Below are 21,657 nucleotides of genomic sequence, written 5' to 3' on the forward strand. Positions count from 1 at the left end.
CGAACAGTTGGATGCCCCTTCATGAACAAGCTGGAACTGCTGCGCACCTTTGTCCGGGTCAGCGAGCTGGCAAGTTTTACCTTGGCCGCCGAGAGCCTGGGGTTGCCGCGCTCGAGTGTCTCCGAACAGGTTCAGGCCCTGGAAACGCTGCTTGGCGCGCGCCTGTTCAATCGCACCACGCGGCGGGTGCAGGCGACCCAGGATGGCCTGCAACTGTACGAGCGTAGCAAAGACCTGCTGGGGCGCATGGATGAGCTGGAGGGGCTGTTTCGCACGGATGCCGCCGCCCTCAGCGGACGCTTGCGCATCGATCTGCCGACCTTGGTGGCACGGCGCATCATCTTGCCGAACTTGCCGCAGTTCGTTGACCGCCACCCGGGCCTGACCCTGGAAATCAGTTGCACTGATCGCCAGGTCGACCTGCTGCGTGAGGGTTTTGACTGCGTGCTGCGCATCGGCATGTTGAGCGACCTGAACCTGGTCGCCCGGCCCCTGGGTAGCTTGCCCATGATCAATTGCGCGAGCCCCGCCTACCTGCAGCGCTTTGGTACACCCACCCGCCTGTCGGACTTGGCCAACCACCAGTTGATTCACTATGTGAGGCAACTGGGCGCCCGCAGCCCGGGCTTCGAATATCAACAGGATGGCGCCACGCGTTACCAGGCCATGCCCGGGGTCATCACCGTCAACAGCAGCGAAGCCTACGAAAGCGCCTGCCTGGCCGGGCTGGGGCTGATTCAGGCACCGGCCGCAGGTTTGCGCGAGTACATCGAGCGCGGCGAGCTGGTACCGGTGCTGCAGGCCTTCAATGCGCCGCCGATGCCGGTGTCATTGCTTTACGCCGGGCAACTGCACTTGCCGCAACGGGTGCGGGCATTCATGGACTGGCTGGCGCAGTTGCTTCAGGCACCACTCGATCAAGCGGCAAGCGAAAGGTAAACAGCGTACCGGCTTCGGCGCTCGACACCACCTCCATGCGCCCGCCGTGGGCCAGGGCAATCTGGTTGGCGATATACAGGCCCAGGCCCAGACCGGGTTGCGGCGCATCATCGCGTGGCCGTGAAAAGGGCTGGAACAACTGCGCCATCACCTGGGGTGCAATCGGTTCACCGAGGTTGTGCACACCGAGGACGAACACCCGCTCGCGGATATCGGCCATGACATTTACCGGGCTGTCGGCGGCGCCGTGGGTGAGGGCGTTGGCAATCAGGTTGGACAGCAGTTGGGTGACCCGTTCACGGTCGCATTGGATGTCGCCGAGATCGCCGATGTTCAGCCGAATCAAGCGCTGCGGATGCACCCGTTGCAGCTCCGAAGCCACGTGGCTGAGGGCGTCGGCCAGATCCGGGCAGGGTTGGACGTTGATCATGATGCCGTTGCCCAGGCGGCCACGGGCAAAATCCAGGACATCGCGGACCAGCTGGTTGGCGCGCCGGCCACAGGTCAGGATGTGCTGGGCGATGGCGCGGCTTTTTTCGTCCTGCAGGCGCTGGCTGAGCAGTTCGGCACCGGCGGTGATGGCGAACAGCGGATTGCGCAGGTCGTGGCCGAGCACGGCGATGAACTGTTCACGCAAGTCGGCGATGGCGCGTTCTTCTTCCAGGGCCTGTTCGGTTTGCTGGGCGTTCTCTTCGCTTTCGATCTGGATCGACAGCAGGCGGGCGAAGGACTCCATCATCGGCTGGATGGCGCTGCCCTTGAGATTGGCCGGCAATGGGTCGAGGGCGCAGATGGTGCCGAAGAAGCTGCCGTCGGTGCGAAACACCGGCACCGAAATATAGCTTTCGAACTTGTAGATACGCGGGGTGTGGTGGTTGCAGTACAGCTCGTCTTCGCTGGCCTTGTCGATCACGATGGTCTGGTGGCTGGCGCGGATCTCGTGACACAGGGTGGTGATCAGGTCGAGTTCGCCGCCGACCTCCAGGCCAAAGCCCAGCGAGTCGAGCACCGCGCAGGCCGTCCAGCTGCTGTCGGTGACCCGGGCGACGGCGGCGAAACGCAAGCCGGTGGTCTCGCAGATCACCTGCAGGATGGCCGGTACTGCGTTGATTCGGCTGATCGTGGCGATATCGGAAGTGACGGCGGTGCTCATGAATCATCCACGTTCGCTGACTACTGGAAGGCGTTGAGAAAGATAAGTCTAGCGAGCAACTGCCGCTTGGGTAAAAAAATCCTTTACCGAATGCGATGAATTTCCATTAACCTTGATCCCCGAGTTGCCCGCCAGAGCGCAACCCCTATCGCCCAGCGTGCCAATCCCCTTTTTCAAGTGAGGTTTGACATGCACATCACATCCCAGGACATCTGCGCCGCTGCTGACCAGCTCAAGGGCTTTGTCGGCTTTCATCGCAAGCTTGGCAAGCACATCGTGCGTTTCAGCGAAGACTCGTTCGGCATGGACGTGGCTGACGATAGCATCACCCCGAGCAACGAATTCGTCTGGCAGGCCGCCGAGGCCGAGGTCATGACCTTGAGCCGAGCCTTGATCGAGATTCTTCTGGCGCAGAACGTCGATGAACGGTTGAATGTGACCGAGCCGCTGCGGGTTTACCTGCGCCGCAAGGATTTGCCGGAGATCGCCGCGCAGCGACGGCTGCGGGCCTGAGCGGCCACATCGCCGGCGTTGCCGGCGGTGCTTTTCAACTATGCGCCGCCCAGACCGGCGGGGTGCGCCCGCGCCAGGGCAACGCCTGCTCCAGTTGCCCGGCCAGGCTCAGCAGCAGGCGCTCCCCCGCAGCCCCGGCGGTAAACTGCATACCCACCGGCAAGCCGCTGGCCGGATCCTGATACAGCGGCAGCGACATCGACGGCGTACCGCCGATGTTGGCCAGGGCGGTGAAAGGCGAGTGGTTGAACACCCGGTGCATCCAGCCCAACCCGTCGAGCTGTTCCTGGCCGGCGTTGTAGGCGCCGATCACCGGCGGCAACTGGCTCAGGGTCGGGCTCAGCAACAGGTCAAAACGCTTGAAGAACCCACCCAGTTGCCGGCTGACCTGATTGCGCTGGTCCATCGCCGCCAGCAGGTCGGTAGCCGGCAGCGCCTGGCCGTAACGGTTAAGCGCCAAGGTTGCCGGTTCAAGCCAGTCAGCATCGAGCGGGCGACCCGTCTGGGCACTCAATGCGTCGAGCCAGGCTGCGGTATTGCTGGCCCAGAAGCGCGCGTTCATCTCGACAAAAGCATCCCACGACAGGCCGATGTCCAGGTCTACCTGCTCGCACCGGTGGCCAAGACCTTCAAGGGTGCGGACCAGGCCCTGTAGCGCCTCGAGCATCAGCGGATCGCTGCGCTGGCCATTGAGCGGATGCAACTGCACGGCAATTTTCAACGGCCCAGGCGCTTGCTTGAGCGCACTCAGGTAACTGCCCTGTGCTGGCGCCACCTGGAACGGGTCACCGGGTTCTGCCCCGGCCATGCAATCGAGCAGCAGGGCGCTGTCACGCACCGAACGGCTGAGCACCCCCTGTACCGCCAGGCCGTTCCAGGCCTCGTCCAGGAACGGCCCCATGGAAATCAACCCGCGGCTGGGCTTCAAGCCAAACAAGCCGCAGGCTGCAGCCGGTACCCGGATCGAACCGCCGCCATCGGTGGCATGGGCCACCGGCACCATGGCGCTGGCTACCGCTGCTGCCGAACCGCCGCTGGAGCCACCGGCGCTGCGGTTCAGGTCCCAGGGGTTGCGGGTCGGGCCGCACAGGCGCGATTCGGTGGTGGTGCTGATCGCCAGTTCCGGGACGGTAGTGCGCCCCAGGGTGAGCAATCCTGCGCGGCGAAACCGCTGCATCAGGAACGAGTCGGCACTGCTGCCGGTGCCCTGGGCCAGGCGGCTGCCGAACTCATGAGCACGGCCCTGCATGCTGATCGCCAGGTCCTTGATCAGAAACGGCACGCCATACAACGGACCTTCAGCAGCGCTTGGCAGAGGTTCGTCCTGCCAATGTTCAGCCAGCGCATTGAGCCGGGGTTCGACGTTGGCGATGGCTTGCTGCGCCGCAGCCTGCACTTCAACGGCACTGACTTGCCTTCGAGCAATCAGCTCGGCCAGGCCGATGGCATCGAATTGCACATATTCACTCACCTTCATTGCGCACTCCCGGGGCAATTGACGATAAAATACCGATGGGTATCGAGCGATACTCAAGAGTATAGAGTGATACTGATTAGTATCGTCGTCAACCGGAGTCTGCCCATGCGTTCGCAACGAATCGCCCGCTTGCCCCCGCGCGAGCGGGTCCTGGATGCCGCCCACGAGCTGTTTTTCAACGAGGGCATCAGCCGCGTCACCGTCGATGCCATTGCTGCCAAGGCAGAAACCACCAAGATGACGGTGTACCGGCATTTCGAATCCAAGGACGTGCTGGTAGTGGAGTGGTTGCGTCTGTTGATGGCCGAATACGATGAGCTATGGGCGCGCCTGGCCGAACAGTTCAACGGCCAGCCGACGCGACAGATCCTCGGATTTGCCGAATTCCTGGTCCAGGAACCGCTACTGTCTTCGCACCGTGGCTGCGCCTATACCAACACCCTGGCGGAGTTGCCGGTGTGTGACAGCCCGGCACGCGAGTTGATCGAGGCGCACAAGCGTCGTCAGGCGGCGCGCCTGGTGCGCTTGTGCAAAGAGGCAGGGATGGTAGAACCGCAGCAGGCAGCGTTCGAACTGACGCTGCTGCTTGAGGGGGTACAGATCGTTGCGCAGAACAAGGGCTTCGACCAGGTCGGGCCGAACCTGCTCAAGCTGGTGCGGGCGCGGTTGGGGTTACCTGCGGCCTAGGAGACGCTGGCGCGGTTGTTGTCGGCAGATTGCAGCAGCGCCTCGAAAGCCAGTTTGTCGATCGGTTTGCTCAGGTAGTAGCCCTGCACCTCGTGGCATTGCTCCTTGCCCAGGGCCTTGAGTTGCTGCTCGGTCTCCACCCCTTCGGCGGTCACGGTCAGGCCCATGGCCTTGCCCAGGTTGATGATCGCCTGCACCACGGCGCGGTCGTTGCCATCGCTGCTGAGCCCGGCGATGAAGCGCTTGTCGATCTTGATGCTGTCGAACGGGTAGGTACGCAGGTAGCCCAGCGACGAGTAACCGGTGCCGAAGTCATCCATGTTCAGGCGCACGCCCAGTTCCTTGAGCGCGTTCATGGTGCCCAGCGCACCTTCGATATCGTTGAGCATCACGTTCTCGGTGATCTCCAGTTCCAGGCGCTGGGCTGGGAAGCCGGTCTCGACCAGAATCTGGTGAACATCCCTGACCACGTCGCTGCGCGAGAACTGCGCAGGCGAAAGGTTGACCGAAACCAGCAGGCCGGCCGGCCAGTTGCGCGCGGTTTCACAGGCTTCGCGTAGCACCCAGCGGCCCAGAGGCACGATCAGGTCGGTCTGCTCGGCCAAGGGGATGAAGGTGTCCGGGCCTAATAGACCCTCGACTGGATGCTGCCAGCGCACCAAGGCCTCGACCGAGACGATCTCGAGGGTCTCGAGGCGGTAGCGGGGCTGGTAGTGAAGGATGAACTCGTTGTTTTTCAGCGCCTTGCGCAAGTCGTTTTCCAATTGACGGCGGTACTGGATCTGCTCGTTCATCTCTGGCGAGAAGTAACGCCAGGTGTTCTTGCCCTCGGCCTTGGCCTGGTACAGGGCGATGTCGGCGCAGCGGATCAGCTCGCCGGCATCGAAGCCCTGCAGGCGCGTTTGCGCCACACCGAGGCTGGCGCCGATGTGCAGGGCCTGTTCTTCGAAGTAGATCGGCTGGTGCAGGCTGTCGATCAAGCGCGCGCAAAAGCGGTCGATTTCGTTGCGGCTGTCCATGCCGTTCATCACCAGCACGAACTCGTCGCCACCCAGCCGCGCCACCAGGTCGCCGTCACGGGTCGATTCGCGCAGGCGCGCGGCTACCTCAAGCAACACGGCGTCGCCGGCAGCGTGGCCGAGGGAATCGTTGATCGGCTTGAAGCTGTCCAGGTCAAGCAACAGCAAGGTCAATGGAGTGGCGTCCTGGCCCTTGAGCAATGCCTGATCAAGAAAGCGTGAGAGCTTGTTGCGGTTGGCCAGGCCCGTCAGCGCGTCGTGCATCGACAGGTGCTGGATGCGCGCATGGGCCGCCACCTCATCGGTAATGTCGCTGGCGGTGCCGCGATAGCCGACCAGCTTGCCATCGAACACGATCGAGCGCGCCGAGACCCGGCAGAAGCGCACCTGGCCGGTATGGTCGCGGTAGGCGCAGCGCAGGTTGGCGACCTGCTGCGAGTCGGAATCGGCCTGGTTGTCGAGCCACTGGATCAGCGGCGTGGTCTCGCAACTGAGCAATTGATTGAGCGGCTGGCCCAGCCAGTCTTCACTCTGAAAACCGGTCACGGCGACGAAGCGCTGGGACAGGTAGCTGAGGCGGTGATGGCGGTCGGTTTCCCAGATCCAGTCCGAGGCCGCCTCGGCCACGGCGCGAAAGCGTTGCTCGCTGGCTTCCAACGCCAGGTTGCTGGCTTGCAGGCGGCGCAGGTTGGCATCGATTTGCCGTGAAGTGCGCAGGGCATAGCGGAAGAAGTACACCATCAGCAGGCCCAGCACCAGCATGGCGCCAAGCAGCGGCGGCAACACGGCCCAGAGCAGTTGGTCGCCAGGGCGCGGGGTGATCCAGTCGAGCCGGTAGCCGGTGTCGCCGAGCATCAGGCTGGGCTGGTCCGCCAGCGGCGCGTCGGCTTTTTCGATGTGCATGCCGGCAAGGCCGACACCGGTGCCCAGGCGGGTGAGTTTTTCCGGGGTCAGCTGATCGACGAAGAGCATGACCGAGGTGGTTTGCGGGTCGATGCTCAGCACCTCGTCGTCCGGGCGAATGGCGGCGGCAACCAGCACGGCGGGCCAGCCGTTGAACAACACATGCTCGGTGATCTGCTGGCGCTCGGCTGCAACTTTGCGCGCCTTGGCGATAATCGGGCCCAGCGGGTTCTCTATATAGGTGCTCGCTGGCGCCTTGCTCAACTGGCCTTTGAACAGGGCGTATTTGGTGGTTTGGTCATCGACGACGAACACCCCTTCGTAGCCGCTGGCGGTGTACAGCGAATCGCCGACGTTCTTCTCGTCATAGGCCCAATGCAGGTCGGGGCTGGCATTGAGGTGCTCGTAAGCGGCGTTCCATACCGCATAGCTGGAGAGAAACTGGCGCGACGACTCCAGGCGCTGGTCCAGGGCTTTATGGGCGTAGAAACTGCTTTTTTCCCGCTCGTTGGCATTGAGCGTGGTGGCGATGTTGAACAATGCCCCCAGGGCGATCAGGCAGGCCAGGGCGAACAACGCGGCAATCGCGGCAATAAGCTTGCGCGTCTGCAGGCTGGGGCGCTGGCTGGCTGGCGGAACATCGGCAATCCTGTCCATACGCGAGCTGTTCCTTAATGAAGCAGCATCCCTGCGGCCGTACCGCAAGGACGAACGTTCAGTCAGGATAGGCCAGCTTCAGCGCGCTGAGGTCCGAATGGGCGAAATTGACCTGGTTACGCCCGGCTTTCTTCGCGCAGTACAGGGCTTTGTCGGCCTCGTTGAGCCAGGCTTCAGGGTCGGGCAGGGCCGCGCTGCAACTGGCCAGGCCGATACTGAGGCTGATGCGCAGCTCCGGCAGTTGCGGGTTGCGGTAGCTGCCAACCCGCTCGCGCAGGCGTTCCATGGCCTGACTGGCGTGTTCCATGCGGGTATCCGGCAGAATCACGCAGAACTCGTCACCGCCGTAGCGTCCGGCCAGGTCATCTTCGCGCAGGGTGCGTTTGAGCTCGTTGCTCAACTGGTGCAGGACGCAATCGCCGACCACATGGCCGTAGGTGTCGTTGATGGCCTTGAAATGGTCAATATCGATGATCGCGATCACCGCCTCGCGGCCTTGCTGCTGGCAGATCTGGAACTTGAGCTGCAGCAGGTCCTTCCACGAGCCGTGATTGAGCAGGCCGGTGAGGCTGTCGGTACGGCTCAGGGCGCTTAGCCGGCGCTTGTGCTCAGACAGCTTCATCGCCAGGCGGTAGCAGACCCAGCCAACGGCCATGGGATACAGGGTCAGCATCGGCAGGCAGGCATAGACCTGCAGGGTGCTGGCATGCAATTGCAGCCCGGGGCCGAACAGGGCCATCGACACCAGCATGCCCAGGCCCTGGATCAGCAGGCCCTTGATGAACAGGCGCTGGCCACCGGCAGCGAAGTTGTTCATGGCCATCATCGCCAGGATGGTCACGCTGGGCAGGGGATTGAACTGCAGGGTGGCGGTCCAGAACCCGCCCATCAGCGAGTCCAGTTGCAGGTTGCGGTACTCGGCGTGATACGGAACCTTGGCGCGCAAGGCAATCTGATAAGCCAGGTGCGGCCACACCAGGCCGTTGAACAGCAGCAGGCCCCATACCCAGGCGGGCACCGGCAGGCTGGAAATCCCGGCCATAACGCTGAGCATGCCGATCCCCAGGCCGATGATGCGCGGCAGGTAGATCCGCTGTACAAATGAAAGTCCCTTGCCGTTTTTCTTTTCCATCATGGATGCTGGTCTGTTCCGGGGCGCCGTTTATCGCATAAATGCTGTCAATATTGTTGAACAATCGCAGGCTGTTGAAAAATGGCCTTACAAGCCATTTCACGGTTGATGCAATCACTGTGGGGTACCATGAAACTTACCTTCATCCTTGGAGTGTTTCTGCTCATGGCCCCGCTGACTCCCCAGGCCGGTGAACCGGCGCAACGCCAGGATGGGCGTTATCGCAACCAGGCGCAGTTGCCCCAGGACGGGGTGATGAAAAAACTGCGTATCGGCCTCAAGTACCTGTTCCTGAAAAAGCCCGCCGATACCCGCCCCAGTGTCAGCATCGCCGTGCAGCCACTGAGCCGCCAGCAGTTGCTCGAGGCCCCGGACCACAGCGTCTGGCGCCTGGGGCATTCCACGGTATTGCTGAAACTGCGCGAGCGCTTCTTCATTACCGACCCGGTGTTCGCCGAGCGCGCCTCGCCGGTGCAATGGGCCGGGCCCCTGCGCTTTCACCCGCCACCGCTGAAACTCGAGGAGCTGCCGCCGTTGACCGCGGTGATCCTCTCCCATGACCACTTTGACCACCTCGACGAGCAGGCCATACGCCAACTGGCCGTTAGCGCCGAGCACTTTATTGCGCCTTTGGGGGTGGGCGATATTCTGATCGGCTGGGGCGTACCGGCGGCCAAGGTCAGGCAGCTGGATTGGTGGCAGGAAACCAGCGTCGAAGGTGTGCGATTTGTCGCCACCCCGGCGCAGCATTTTTCTGGCCGCGGCCTGTTCGACAGCAACAGCACCCTGTGGGCCTCCTGGGTGATGATCGATGACCAGCTGAAAGTGTTCTTCAGTGGCGATACCGGCTATTTCGCCGGCTTCAAGGAGATCGGCAGGCAGTACGGTCCCTTCGACCTGACCCTGATCGAAACCGGCGCCTACAACGTCAATTGGCCTGATGTACACATGCAGCCCGAGCAAAGCCTGCAGGCGCACCTCGACCTGCGCGGGCGCTGGCTGTTGCCGATTCATAACAGCACCTTCGACCTCTCCACCCACAGCTGGCATGAACCCTTCGACCGTATCCTGGCCCTGGCCAACGCGGCGCAGGTACCTTTGAGCACGCCGCAGATCGGCGAGCGGGTCAGTATCGAGCAGCCACACAGCGGGCCGGCCTGGTGGCAGCCCAAGCCACAACGGGAATTACGCAAGGGCGGTGAGCGGGCGCTGGCGGCGCGCGAGCCCTAGGGCTCCTTGTCTGCCGACGGTTGTTTGTGCTGCTCACGGCGGGGCAGGGCGGAGGGTGGCTTGCCGCTATCGCTGCGCACTTGGGCGTGGCTGATCAGGGCGAATATAAAGCTGCCGCCTATGATGTTGCCGATCAGCGTCGGTGCTGCGAAGTCCAGCCAGAAGGCCGCCCAGCTTACCTCTCCGGCCCAGACCAGGTAGGAAACTTCCACCGAACCTACAACAATATGGGTGAAATCACCCAGGGCCATCAGGTAGGTGATCATCAGGATGATCCATACCTTGGCAGTCTCCATCGACGGGATCATCCACACCATGGTGGCGATCATCCAGCCCGAGATGATGCCCTTGGCGAACATCTGGTTCAGGTCGTTCTCCATCACCTTGCGGCCAACGTCGAGAAAGGCGACGTCGGTCTTGCTGTCGAAGATCGGCAGGTTGAGCATCACGTAAGACACCAGGATGGTGCCGGCCAGGTTACCGACCAGCACCACCGACCATAAACGCAGCAAGCGGCCGAAGTTGCGCACGGTCGGTTCGGTCATTACCGGCAATACCGCCGTCAGGGTGTTTTCGGTAAACAGTTGCTGGCGGGCGAGGATCACCGCGAGAAACCCGGCCGAGTAGCCGAGGCTGGCAATCACTTGGCTGCTGTCGCCTTGCGGCAGGCGCGAATAGAACAGCCCCATGGCCATCAGCGACAGGCCCATGGTCAGGCCGGCAGCCAGCGCCGACCAGAACAGTGCGGCAATGGTGCGCTCCAGTTCCTGGTCACCCTGATAACGAATGATCTCGTGTAGCACCGCCGCGCGGGGCGGCTGGTTGTGGCTGACTTCCTGCTCTTCGTCTGCAGACAGGCCCGGGGTCTTGCCGCTTTGCGCTTCACTCATGGCGGTGGCTCATCTTGTAGGGTGCCTTATCTACAGATCAACGCGGCTTTGAATAGTTGCTTTAAAGGATGGTAGCTGCAAGCTTCAAGCTTCAAGTTGAGCGCGGTGCTGCCGCTTTTACTTGCAGCTTGAAGCTTGTGGCTTATAGCCAAAACGCCCCCGCTGAAACAAAGTTGAAATAAGTCCTTGACGCCCCCGCGGATGTGTCTATAATTCGCCCCACTTCCGGCGCAGTCGGAACTGAAAACTCCTTGAGTTTCAAAGAGTTAGCGGTTACAGGGTCATCCGGAGGTGCTTCGATCGAAAGATCGGCAGCGGTGAAAAAGGCAGTTGACAGCGGTTTGAAACGCTGTAGAATTCGCCTCCCGCTGACGAGAGATCGCAGCGAGTCAAGTGGTTGAAGTTGAAAGGCTTTTTAATCGAAAGCAACTGAAAAACTTCAAAATAAACGCTTGACAGGCTCTGAGGAAAGCGTAGAATGCGCGCCTCGGTTGAGACGAAAAGCTCTTAACCAACCGCTCTTTAACAACTGAATCAAGCAATTCGTGTGGGTGCTTGTGAGTTCAGACTGATAGTCAAAAAGATTATCAGCATCACAAGTGGCTACACGAAAATCGAAAGATTTGAAAGTAAGTCATTTGAGATTGCTGAGCCAGGTTTAGGGTTTTCTCAAAACCCAAGCAGTATTGAACTGAAGAGTTTGATCATGGCTCAGATTGAACGCTGGCGGCAGGCCTAACACATGCAAGTCGAGCGGATGAGAAGAGCTTGCTCTTCGATTCAGCGGCGGACGGGTGAGTAATACCTAGGAATCTGCCTGGTAGTGGGGGACAACGTTTCGAAAGGAACGCTAATACCGCATACGTCCTACGGGAGAAAGCAGGGGACCTTCGGGCCTTGCGCTATCAGATGAGCCTAGGTCGGATTAGCTAGTTGGTGAGGTAATGGCTCACCAAGGCGACGATCCGTAACTGGTCTGAGAGGATGATCAGTCACACTGGAACTGAGACACGGTCCAGACTCCTACGGGAGGCAGCAGTGGGGAATATTGGACAATGGGCGAAAGCCTGATCCAGCCATGCCGCGTGTGTGAAGAAGGTCTTCGGATTGTAAAGCACTTTAAGTTGGGAGGAAGGGTACTTACCTAATACGTGAGTATTTTGACGTTACCGACAGAATAAGCACCGGCTAACTCTGTGCCAGCAGCCGCGGTAATACAGAGGGTGCAAGCGTTAATCGGAATTACTGGGCGTAAAGCGCGCGTAGGTGGTTTGTTAAGTTGGATGTGAAATCCCCGGGCTCAACCTGGGAACTGCATCCAAAACTGGCAAGCTAGAGTAGGGCAGAGGGTGGTGGAATTTCCTGTGTAGCGGTGAAATGCGTAGATATAGGAAGGAACACCAGTGGCGAAGGCGACCACCTGGGCTCATACTGACACTGAGGTGCGAAAGCGTGGGGAGCAAACAGGATTAGATACCCTGGTAGTCCACGCCGTAAACGATGTCAACTAGCCGTTGGAATCCTTGAGATTTTAGTGGCGCAGCTAACGCATTAAGTTGACCGCCTGGGGAGTACGGCCGCAAGGTTAAAACTCAAATGAATTGACGGGGGCCCGCACAAGCGGTGGAGCATGTGGTTTAATTCGAAGCAACGCGAAGAACCTTACCAGGCCTTGACATGCAGAGAACTTTCCAGAGATGGATTGGTGCCTTCGGGAACTCTGACACAGGTGCTGCATGGCTGTCGTCAGCTCGTGTCGTGAGATGTTGGGTTAAGTCCCGTAACGAGCGCAACCCTTGTCCTTAGTTACCAGCACGTTATGGTGGGCACTCTAAGGAGACTGCCGGTGACAAACCGGAGGAAGGTGGGGATGACGTCAAGTCATCATGGCCCTTACGGCCTGGGCTACACACGTGCTACAATGGTCGGTACAGAGGGTTGCCAAGCCGCGAGGTGGAGCTAATCTCACAAAACCGATCGTAGTCCGGATCGCAGTCTGCAACTCGACTGCGTGAAGTCGGAATCGCTAGTAATCGCGAATCAGAATGTCGCGGTGAATACGTTCCCGGGCCTTGTACACACCGCCCGTCACACCATGGGAGTGGGTTGCACCAGAAGTAGCTAGTCTAACCTTCGGGAGGACGGTTACCACGGTGTGATTCATGACTGGGGTGAAGTCGTAACAAGGTAGCCGTAGGGGAACCTGCGGCTGGATCACCTCCTTAATCGACAGACATCAGCTGTCTTATGAGCTCCCACACGAATTGCTTGATTCATTGAAGAAGACGATATCGGTAACAGCTCTTAACTGGGTCTGTAGCTCAGTTGGTTAGAGCGCACCCCTGATAAGGGTGAGGTCGGCAGTTCGAATCTGCCCAGACCCACCAGTTTCTTGTTGGGGCCATAGCTCAGCTGGGAGAGCGCCTGCCTTGCACGCAGGAGGTCAGCGGTTCGATCCCGCTTGGCTCCACCACCCCTTGCTACCGTGTCAAAGCTTAGAAATGAATATTCGCCTCGAATATTGATTTCTGAACTTTTTCAGAATCGTTCTTTAAAAATTTGGGTATGTGATAGAAAGATAGACTGGACAGCACTTTCACTGGTGTGTGTTCAGGCTAAGGTAAAATTTGTGAGTAATTACAAGTTTTCGGCGAATGTTGTCTTCACAGTATAACCAGATTGCTTGGGGTTATATGGTCAAGTGAAGAAGCGCATACGGTGGATGCCTTGGCAGTCAGAGGCGATGAAAGACGTGGTAGCCTGCGATAAGCTTCGGGGAGTCGGCAAACAGACTTTGATCCGGAGATCTCTGAATGGGGGAACCCACTCAGCATAAGCTGAGTATCTTGTACTGAATACATAGGTGCAAGAGGCGAACCAGGGGAACTGAAACATCTAAGTACCCTGAGGAAAAGAAATCAACCGAGATTCCCTTAGTAGTGGCGAGCGAACGGGGACTAGCCCTTAAGTGGCTTTGAGATTAGCGGAACGCTCTGGAAAGTGCGGCCATAGTGGGTGATAGCCCTGTACGCGAAAATCTCTTAGTCATGAAATCGAGTAGGACGGAGCACGAGAAACTTTGTCTGAATATGGGGGGACCATCCTCCAAGGCTAAATACTACTGACTGACCGATAGTGAACCAGTACCGTGAGGGAAAGGCGAAAAGAACCCCGGAGAGGGGAGTGAAATAGATCCTGAAACCGTATGCGTACAAGCAGTGGGAGCCTACTTTGTTAGGTGACTGCGTACCTTTTGTATAATGGGTCAGCGACTTATATTCAGTGGCGAGCTTAACCGAATAGGGGAGGCGTAGCGAAAGCGAGTCTTAATAGGGCGTTTAGTCGCTGGGTATAGACCCGAAACCGGGCGATCTATCCATGGGCAGGTTGAAGGTTAGGTAACACTGACTGGAGGACCGAACCGACTACCGTTGAAAAGTTAGCGGATGACCTGTGGATCGGAGTGAAAGGCTAATCAAGCTCGGAGATAGCTGGTTCTCCTCGAAAGCTATTTAGGTAGCGCCTCATGTATCACTGTAGGGGGTAGAGCACTGTTTCGGCTAGGGGGTCATCCCGACTTACCAAACCGATGCAAACTCCGAATACCTACAAGTGCCGAGCATGGGAGACACACGGCGGGTGCTAACGTCCGTCGTGAAAAGGGAAACAACCCAGACCGTCAGCTAAGGTCCCAAAGTTATGGTTAAGTGGGAAACGATGTGGGAAGGCTTAGACAGCTAGGAGGTTGGCTTAGAAGCAGCCACCCTTTAAAGAAAGCGTAATAGCTCACTAGTCGAGTCGGCCTGCGCGGAAGATGTAACGGGGCTCAAACCATACACCGAAGCTACGGGTATCACTTAGGTGATGCGGTAGAGGAGCGTTCTGTAAGCCTGTGAAGGTGAGTTGAGAAGCTTGCTGGAGGTATCAGAAGTGCGAATGCTGACATGAGTAACGACAATGGGAGTGAAAAACTCCCACGCCGAAAGACCAAGGTTTCCTGCGCAACGTTAATCGACGCAGGGTTAGTCGGTCCCTAAGGCGAGGCTGAAAAGCGTAGTCGATGGAAAACAGGTTAATATTCCTGTACTTCTGGTTATTGCGATGGAGGGACGGAGAAGGCTAGGCCAGCTTGGCGTTGGTTGTCCAAGTTTAAGGTGGTAGGCTGAGATCTTAGGTAAATCCGGGATCTTAAGGCCGAGAGCTGATGACGAGTTGCCATTAGGCGACGAAGTGGTTGATGCCATGCTTCCAAGAAAAGCTTCTAAGCTTCAGATAACCAGGAACCGTACCCCAAACCGACACAGGTGGTTGGGTAGAGAATACCAAGGCGCTTGAGAGAACTCGGGTGAAGGAACTAGGCAAAATGGCACCGTAACTTCGGGAGAAGGTGCGCCGGTGAGGGTGAAGGACTTGCTCCGTAAGCCCATGCCGGTCGAAGATACCAGGCCGCTGCGACTGTTTATTAAAAACACAGCACTCTGCAAACACGAAAGTGGACGTATAGGGTGTGACGCCTGCCCGGTGCCGGAAGGTTAATTGATGGGGTTAGCTAACGCGAAGCTCTTGATCGAAGCCCCGGTAAACGGCGGCCGTAACTATAACGGTCCTAAGGTAGCGAAATTCCTTGTCGGGTAAGTTCCGACCTGCACGAATGGCGTAACGATGGCGGCGCTGTCTCCACCCGAGACTCAGTGAAATTGAAATCGCTGTGAAGATGCAGTGTATCCGCGGCTAGACGGAAAGACCCCGTGAACCTTTACTATAGCTTTGCACTGGACTTTGAATTTGCTTGTGTAGGATAGGTGGGAGGCTTTGAAGCGTGGACGCCAGTTCGCGTGGAGCCATCCTTGAAATACCACCCTGGCAACTTTGAGGTTCTAACTCAGGTCCGTTATCCGGATCGAGGACAGTGTATGGTGGGTAGTTTGACTGGGGCGGTCTCCTCCTAAAGAGTAACGGAGGAGTACGAAGGTGCGCTCAGACCGGTCGGAAATCGGTCGTAGAGTATAAAGGCAAAAGCGCGCTTGACTGCGAGACAGACACGTCGAGCAGGTACGAAAGTAGGTCTTAGTGATCCGGTGGTTCTGTATGGAAGGGCCATCGCTCAACGGATAAAAGGTACTCCGGGGATAACAGGCTGATACCGCCCAAGAGTTCATATCGACGGCGGTGTTTGGCACCTCGATGTCGGCTCATCACATCCTGGGGCTGAAGCCGGTCCCAAGGGTATGGCTGTTCGCCATTTAAAGTGGTACGCGAGCTGGGTTTAGAACGTCGTGAGACAGTTCGGTCCCTATCTGCCGTGGACGTTTGAGATTTGAGAGGGGCTGCTCCTAGTACGAGAGGACCGGAGTGGACGAACCTCTGGTGTTCCGGTTGTCACGCCAGTGGCATTGCCGGGTAGCTATGTTCGGAAGAGATAACCGCTGAAAGCATCTAAGCGGGAAACTTGCCTCAAGATGAGATCTCACTGGAGCCTTGAGCTCCCTGAAGGGCCGTCGAAGACTACGACGTTGATAGGTTGGGTGTGTAAGCGCTGTGAGGCGTTGAGCTAACCAATACTAATTGCCCGTGAGGCTTGACCATATAACACCCAAGCAATTTGAGCGAAAGCCAGATTGCGGTGTTGTGAAGACTGCACAGCCGAAGATTTGTAACTCACAAACATCACATACCCGATTCGCTGGAGTGTCTAACAAGACCTTCTGGCAACAGAATTTCTTGACGACCATAGAGCATTGGAACCACCTGATCCCATCCCGAACTCAGCAGTGAAACGATGCATCGCCGATGGTAGTGTGGGGTTTCCCCATGTGAGAGTAGGTCATCGTCAAGATTAAATTCCGAAACCCCTATCTGCGCATGCAGGTAGGGGTTTTGTCTTTCTGGCGATTCAACTGCTAGTTGCGATCCCTGTGGGCGCCGGCCTTGCCGGCGATGCAGGCAACGCCTGATTAGCTGGAAACACCCGCTAGCATGATTGCCCTTTCCCCAACCCAAGACCATTCCCGCCCCAGCTTCAGACCCGCCTGACTGTCTTATCTAACCGAGTGTCCGCTTAACTGGCGTCCCTCCATAACGATAAGAAGGCCAACGCCCATGTCTGCAAATGCTGCCCCGATCAGTCTCTCTCGCGCCTGCCATCTGGTTACAGGAGCTGGCGTATGACCCTGCCCAAGCTCGCCATAGGAACCCTGGGCGGTACCCTGAGCATGCTCCAGTCAGCGGCAGGCGAAGGTGTCACGCCGGGCCTGGACAGCTTGCAGATGCTCGCCGACGCGCCCGGGCTTGCAGATCTTGCGCACATCTCGGCGAAAACCCTGCAGCTGTTACCCAGTGCCTCGTTGTCGTTCATTCAACTGATCGATGTCCTGTACTGGGCCAAATCCCAGGTGGAAGAGGGCGCCCACGCCGTCGTGCTGAGCCAGGGCACTGACACCCTGGAGGAGGTAGCGTACTTTCTCGAACTGCTCTGGCCCTTCGATGCGCCCCTGATCCTCACCGGTGCCATGCGTGCCGCCAGCGAGCCCGGCGCTGACGGCCCTGCCAATCTGCTGGCAGCGGTGCGGGTGGCGCTGGATGCGCAGAGCCGCGGTCGTGGTGCGTTGGTAGTGGTCAATGATCAGATCCATGCCGCGGCCCATGTGCGTAAAACCGAGAGCCTGGCCATGGCGGCTTTCAGCTCACCGCACTTCGGCTGCGAAGGCCTCCTGATAGAGGGGCGTGTCTGTTACCTGAAACCCGCCCGGCCGCGTCAGCCGTTACCCGAACCCTGGCGCCTGGATCAGCGTGTGGTGCTGCTGGAGGCTTATTTTGCCGCCGATACCCTGCTGCTCGAGCAAGTCGCCGGGCTTGGGTATGAAGGGCTGGTGATCGCCGGGTTCGGCGCCGGGCATGTGTCGGCAGCCTGGGCCAAGTGCTTGGGTTACATCACCACCCGGATGCCGGTGATTATTGCCTCGCGAACCGGTTCGGGGCCTACGGCAAATCACACCTATGGCTTCGACGGCGGCGAAATGGACCTGCAACGCAAAGGCACACTGATGGCGGGTTTCTTGTGTCCGCGCAAATGCCGGGTACTGCTGTGGGTGCTGATCGGCTGCGGAATGGATGACGAGCTGGAGCACTGGCTGGCCGGGTATCGTCAGCCGCGATGAGGGGAAGGTCACGTGGGGCCGCGTGTCGGCCCCACGTGTCTTCGCAGGGGCGCTTAGACGAAGCGCTGAGGTGCTACGCCGCGCGGCAGGCGGCTGCTGCCAGGCAGGGCGCTCAGGCGTGCACGCCAGTTGGCCTTGAAGCAGAACGTGCTCGGGGCAGGGCTGGCCTTGGCCATGCGTTGTTTACGCAGCTCTGCCAGGGACGGGGTGGATTTCTTGGCCGACGCAGGCGACTCCGTCTTGACCAGGGACCGCTGACACGATTTGCAGGAAACCTGGTCAGGGGTGGAGGTGCTGGTGAGGTTATTACCGGCGCGACCGCAAGCGACTGCGTCGCCGCTGGTTGAGTAGTGCATTACCAAGCTGTACATCTCCAAACATATGAACAAAAGCCCCCTATTTTCGCACAGGTTGGCGGCGGATGCGGCGCCATCGTCAACGCGATGCTGGAGGCTTGAGTCAGAAGGTTGAAGAACGGCGTTGTTTACAGGGGAGAAATGGTACCGAGTGCGCCAATCGCAATGGCCAGCGCCAGAAAACCCACGACGAAGATTGCAAGCTTACCCATGGAGCGCTCCAGATGAAGGTTTTGCGGTGCAGCGCCAGGCTGCAGTCGCGAAATGCGCCCGGTAGAGCGGGGCGCAGGACTATTTTCGCTCTGGCGCTGTTACCGAAACAGATTCAGATGGCGCGGCAAAATGCGGATCAGATCAACTGGAGTGCTGTTGTTCAACGTCGCCAGGCACCTTCAGGCACTTCAACCTCCCGCTCGGCTTGCGCCAGGGCGCGCTTCAAGCCCTCGGCATCAAAAGGTATGCAATAAGCCGGTTTGGCCCGTTCGAACCGCCAGCTTTCATCCAGGCCCCCGGCATCGACCGCGTCGTAACCCAGGTCGTCGAGCAGCCTGCTAACCACCGATTTCGCTTCATCATCATCGCTGGCAACAGGCAGGGCGCGCCGATCTGCTGCGCCGCTACCACGGGCGTCTTTCTCCAAATCCTGGGCAAGAATTGCATTGAATACCTTCACTACCCGCGAACCCGGCAGATGCTCGGCAAGCAGGCGACTGGTAGTGGTTTCGAAACGGTCCAGCGCAGGAAACAGACCATCGCGGTCCGGGTAGTAGTTGTTGGCGTCCATGACGATTTTGCCCTGTAGCCACTGCGCGGGCACGCTGTGGTAGTGCGCGAAGGGAATTGCCAGCAGTACCACGTCAGCAAACCGTGCAGCTTCTTCTGCACTGCCCACTTCGCAGCCGAGAATGCCGCTGCGCACGCTGCTCATGGTCTGCGGCCCCCGTGAGTTGCTGAGCATCACCTTATGCCCGGCGGCCAGCGCCAGCTGCGCCACTGCCCGCCCGATAAAACCTGCCCCGATTATGCCAATGCGCATGTCCTTGCTCCGTTGCGTGATAGGAGCGTTTATGATGATTGGCAACCAGTAGTAGATAAATTACCAAGCTGTATCGAGTGTCGTTACCAGGAGTGTTGAATGATGGATCGCCTGACCAGCATGGGCGCCTTTGTAATGGCCGCTGAAGAGGGGTCCTACGCCAGTGCGGCGCAGCGTTTGGGCATGTCGCCGCAGATGGTGGCCAAGCATGTAGCCGCTCTGGAGCATCGCCTGGGCGCGCGCCTGCTCAACCGTACAACTCGACGGCAAAGCCTGACCGAGCTTGGCAGCGCCTACTACGAGCGCTGCAAGCATATCCTCAGTGAGGCGCAGGCGGCCGACTCCCTGGCGCAGGTCATGAATGACACGCCGCGGGGCAAACTGAAGGTCAGTGCGCCAGTTACCTTTGGCTCCTACAGCCTGATGCCAATGGTTACCGACTTTCTACGCCAATACCCGCAGGTCGAAATTGACCTGCACCTGACCGACCGTTTCGTCGACCTGGTCGAGGAGGGCTTCGAAGTGGCATTTCGCATCGGCCCCCTGGGCACTTCCAGCCTCACCGCCAGGCCCCTGGCACCTTACCGCCTGGTGACCTGCGCTTCACCGCGCTACCTGACCGCCCACGGTATCCCACGAACGCCAGCCGATCTCGAACAGCACGAATGCCTGGGCTACGCCTACTGGTCGCGCCCAGCCGACCGTGAATGGCAATTCGTCCAGGGCGATATGCTGCACAAGGTGCAGGTCGCCAGCCGTTTGCAGGTCAACGAGAGCAGGGCGCTGATGGCAGCGGCGCTGGATGGCTTCGGCATTGTGCTGGGGCCGGAAGACTTTCTGCGCCCGGCGCTGCAAAGTGGCGAGCTGGTGCGGGTGCTGACTGACTACCAGCCGCCGAGCCGGCAGATGCATTTGCTCTATACGGCAAGCCGTCAGCGCACGGCCAAGCTTCGGTGCTTTGTCGAGACTGTACTTGGGCGTTTCGCTGAGGCTTGAGCAGGACAAATAAAAAAGGCCGCCTAGCGGCAGCCTTTTGTTGTCGAACATGAACGTGGAAATCAATCCCAGCTCAACGCCCCACCAGTCTGATACTCGATAACCCGAGTCTCGAAGAAGTTCTTCTCTTTCTTCAAGTCCATGATCTCGCTCATCCATGGGAACGGGTTGGTGGTACCTGGGTACTCTTCCTTCAGGCCGATCTGCGACAGGCGACGGTTGGCGATGAACTTGAGGTAGTCCTCCATCATCGCTGCGTTCATGCCCAGCACGCCGCGCGGCATGGTGTCGCGGGCGTATTCGATTTCCAGCTGGGTGCCCTGCAGAATCATCTGCGAGGCTTCTTCCTTCATTTCGGCATCCCACAGGTGCGGGTTTTCGATCTTGATCTGGTTGATCACGTCGATACCGAAGTTCAGGTGCATGGACTCGTCACGCAGGATGTACTGGAACTGTTCGGCAACGCCAGTCATCTTGTTGCGACGACCCATGGACAGGATCTGGGTGAAGCCGCAGTAGAAGAAGATGCCTTCCAGGACGCAGTAGTAGGCGATCAGGTTGCGCAGCAGCTCTTTGTCGGTCTCGACGGTGCCGGTGTTGAACTCAGGGTCGGAGATCGCGCGGGTGTAGCTCAGGCCCCAGGCGGCTTTTTTAGCGACCGACGGGATCTCGTGGTACATGTTGAAGATCTCGCCTTCATCCATGCCCAGCGACTCGATGCAGTACTGGTAGGCGTGGGTATGGATCGCCTCTTCGAAGGCCTGGCGCAGGATGTACTGGCGGCACTCGGGGTTGGTGATCAGGCGGTACACGGCCAGGGCCAGGTTGTTGGCAACCAGGGAGTCGGCGGTGGAGAAGAAGCCCAGGTTGCGCATGACGATGCGACGCTCGTCGTCGGTCAGGCCTTCCGGGTTTTTCCACAGGGCGATGTCCGCGGTCATGTTGACCTCTTGCGGCATCCAGTGGTTGGCGCAGCCGTCCAGGTACTTCTGCCAGGCCCAGTCGTATTTGAACGGTACCAGCTGGTTGAGGTCGGCGCGGCAGTTGATCATGCGCTTTTCGTCAACCGCGACGCGGGCAGCAGAACCTTCCAGCTCAGCCAGGCCTTCGGCGATGTCGAGTTTGTCCAGGGCCGCCTTGGCGCGTTTGACCGCTTCGGAGTCGTCGGCAGTCACGGCGCGCGCTTCCAGGGCAGCAACACCGCCAGCGTTATCGAGCTTGTCGATGCCTGCGGCAGCAGCTTGAGTGGCGGTAGTGCCTTTGGCGGCTTCTTCGCCTTCGTCTTTATCGAATTCGTCCCAGCTCAGCATGGTGGGTCTCCTGCTTGAGGGCCATATCAGTATGGCCGGTGGATCTTGGTTGCGGTGCTTGCGGTTGGGTACTGCGGTGCACGCAAAAACTTGGAATGCTTCCCCGGGCTGAGGCCCTCGGGGGAGGTCGGGGTGGCCCCGACCTTGTTGTTCGGCGCTTTGGAAAGGGGGCGGCAGGGCCGGCCCTTTCGCGGGTCAAGCC

General features: G+C 59.2%; 14 protein-coding genes, 2 tRNA genes and 3 rRNA genes. 11 read left to right on the forward strand and 8 right to left on the reverse strand.

Annotated elements, in window-relative coordinates; all coding sequences use genetic code 11:
- Positions 1-21 precede the first annotated feature (21 nt).
- Positions 22-939 (forward strand): LysR family transcriptional regulator, encoded by a 918-nt coding sequence (locus BLR26_RS09645; RefSeq protein ID WP_093380227.1) that lies wholly within the window; start codon positions 22-24, stop codon positions 937-939.
- On the opposite strand, the gene BLR26_RS09650 is transcribed toward BLR26_RS09645, so the two are convergent.
- On the reverse strand, positions 878-2,092 hold the full coding sequence (locus tag BLR26_RS09650) for a GAF domain-containing sensor histidine kinase (RefSeq protein WP_045197854.1): 1,215 nt from the start codon (positions 2,090-2,092) through the stop codon (positions 878-880). The genes BLR26_RS09645 and BLR26_RS09650 overlap by 62 nt on opposite strands.
- 189 nt (positions 2,093-2,281) lie before the next feature.
- Between BLR26_RS09650 and BLR26_RS09655 the strand changes: the two genes are divergently transcribed.
- Positions 2,282-2,605 carry a DUF2025 family protein gene (locus BLR26_RS09655; RefSeq protein ID WP_045197857.1) on the forward strand — a complete coding sequence of 108 codons (324 nt, stop codon included), beginning with the start codon at positions 2,282-2,284 and terminating at the stop codon, positions 2,603-2,605.
- A 34-nt stretch (positions 2,606-2,639) separates the two neighbouring features.
- Here BLR26_RS09655 and BLR26_RS09660 read toward each other — a convergent pair whose 3' ends face one another.
- Positions 2,640-4,082, reverse strand: a complete 1,443-nt coding sequence (locus tag BLR26_RS09660; protein WP_093380230.1) for an amidase — start codon at positions 4,080-4,082, stop codon at positions 2,640-2,642.
- A gap of 105 nt (positions 4,083-4,187) precedes the next feature.
- Here BLR26_RS09660 and BLR26_RS09665 point away from each other — a divergent pair, with 105 nt between their 5' ends.
- Entirely contained in the window at positions 4,188-4,769 is a 582-nt protein-coding gene (locus BLR26_RS09665) for a TetR/AcrR family transcriptional regulator (RefSeq protein WP_093380232.1), read from the forward strand.
- Here the strand turns inward: BLR26_RS09665 and BLR26_RS09670 are convergent.
- Complete coding sequence (locus BLR26_RS09670) at positions 4,766-7,348, reverse strand: bifunctional diguanylate cyclase/phosphodiesterase (RefSeq protein ID WP_045197863.1); 2,583 nt, start codon at positions 7,346-7,348, stop codon at positions 4,766-4,768. The two genes, BLR26_RS09665 and BLR26_RS09670, sit on opposite strands and share 4 nt — an antisense overlap.
- 58 nt (positions 7,349-7,406) lie before the next feature.
- Entirely contained in the window at positions 7,407-8,480 is a 1,074-nt protein-coding gene (locus BLR26_RS09675) for a diguanylate cyclase (RefSeq protein ID WP_093380235.1), read from the reverse strand.
- Between the two features lie 129 nt (positions 8,481-8,609).
- Between BLR26_RS09675 and BLR26_RS09680 the strand changes: the two genes are divergently transcribed.
- Positions 8,610-9,710 carry an MBL fold metallo-hydrolase gene (locus BLR26_RS09680; RefSeq protein WP_093380238.1) on the forward strand — a complete coding sequence of 367 codons (1,101 nt, stop codon included), beginning with the start codon at positions 8,610-8,612 and terminating at the stop codon, positions 9,708-9,710.
- Here BLR26_RS09680 and BLR26_RS09685 read toward each other — a convergent pair.
- Positions 9,707-10,600 (reverse strand): formate/nitrite transporter family protein, encoded by an 894-nt coding sequence (locus BLR26_RS09685; protein WP_093380241.1) that lies wholly within the window; start codon positions 10,598-10,600, stop codon positions 9,707-9,709. The genes BLR26_RS09680 and BLR26_RS09685 overlap by 4 nt on opposite strands.
- Positions 10,601-11,288: 688 nt before the next feature.
- Here BLR26_RS09685 and BLR26_RS09695 point away from each other — a divergent pair.
- The 6 genes from BLR26_RS09695 (at position 11,289) to BLR26_RS09720 (ending at position 17,757) form a co-directional block, all read left to right on the forward strand.
- A 16S ribosomal RNA gene (locus tag BLR26_RS09695) occupies positions 11,289-12,825 on the forward strand.
- Positions 12,826-12,910: 85 nt separating this feature from the next.
- A tRNA-Ile gene (locus BLR26_RS09700) sits at positions 12,911-12,987 on the forward strand.
- Between the two features lie 10 nt (positions 12,988-12,997).
- A tRNA-Ala gene (locus BLR26_RS09705) sits at positions 12,998-13,073 on the forward strand.
- A gap of 222 nt (positions 13,074-13,295) precedes the next feature.
- Positions 13,296-16,186: ribosomal RNA gene (locus BLR26_RS09710) — 23S ribosomal RNA — on the forward strand.
- A gap of 134 nt (positions 16,187-16,320) precedes the next feature.
- Positions 16,321-16,436: ribosomal RNA gene (gene rrf / locus BLR26_RS09715) — 5S ribosomal RNA — on the forward strand.
- Together the 16S, 23S and 5S rRNA genes with 2 tRNA genes alongside form the textbook arrangement of a ribosomal RNA operon.
- Before the next feature lie 328 nt (positions 16,437-16,764).
- On the forward strand, positions 16,765-17,757 hold the full coding sequence (locus BLR26_RS09720; protein ID WP_093380244.1) for an asparaginase: 993 nt from the start codon (positions 16,765-16,767) through the stop codon (positions 17,755-17,757).
- Between the two features lie 53 nt (positions 17,758-17,810).
- Here the strand turns inward: BLR26_RS09720 and BLR26_RS09725 are convergent, their stop codons facing one another.
- Together BLR26_RS09725 and BLR26_RS09730 are read right to left on the reverse strand one after the other, a co-directional pair.
- The gene (locus BLR26_RS09725; RefSeq protein ID WP_045195772.1) at positions 17,811-18,113 is read right to left on the reverse strand and encodes a hypothetical protein; all 303 of its coding nucleotides are present in this window, start codon (positions 18,111-18,113) and stop codon (positions 17,811-17,813) included.
- A 373-nt stretch (positions 18,114-18,486) separates the two neighbouring features.
- Complete coding sequence (locus BLR26_RS09730) at positions 18,487-19,149, reverse strand: NADPH-dependent F420 reductase (RefSeq protein WP_093380247.1); 663 nt, start codon at positions 19,147-19,149, stop codon at positions 18,487-18,489.
- 99 nt (positions 19,150-19,248) lie between these two features.
- On the opposite strand from BLR26_RS09730, the gene BLR26_RS09735 reads away from it, so the two are divergent.
- On the forward strand, positions 19,249-20,145 hold the full coding sequence (locus BLR26_RS09735) for a LysR family transcriptional regulator (RefSeq protein WP_176794225.1): 897 nt from the start codon (positions 19,249-19,251) through the stop codon (positions 20,143-20,145).
- Positions 20,146-20,207: 62 nt separating this feature from the next.
- Here the strand turns inward: BLR26_RS09735 and BLR26_RS09740 are convergent, their stop codons facing one another.
- A complete protein-coding gene (locus tag BLR26_RS09740) occupies positions 20,208-21,455 on the reverse strand; it encodes a ribonucleotide-diphosphate reductase subunit beta (protein ID WP_045195614.1) in 1,248 nt (415 codons plus the stop codon).
- Between the last annotated feature and the right edge of the window lie 202 nt (positions 21,456-21,657).

Origin of the sequence: Pseudomonas sp. UC 17F4 (assembly GCF_900101695.1) — a bacterium.
Lineage (GTDB): Bacteria > Pseudomonadota > Gammaproteobacteria > Pseudomonadales > Pseudomonadaceae > Aquipseudomonas.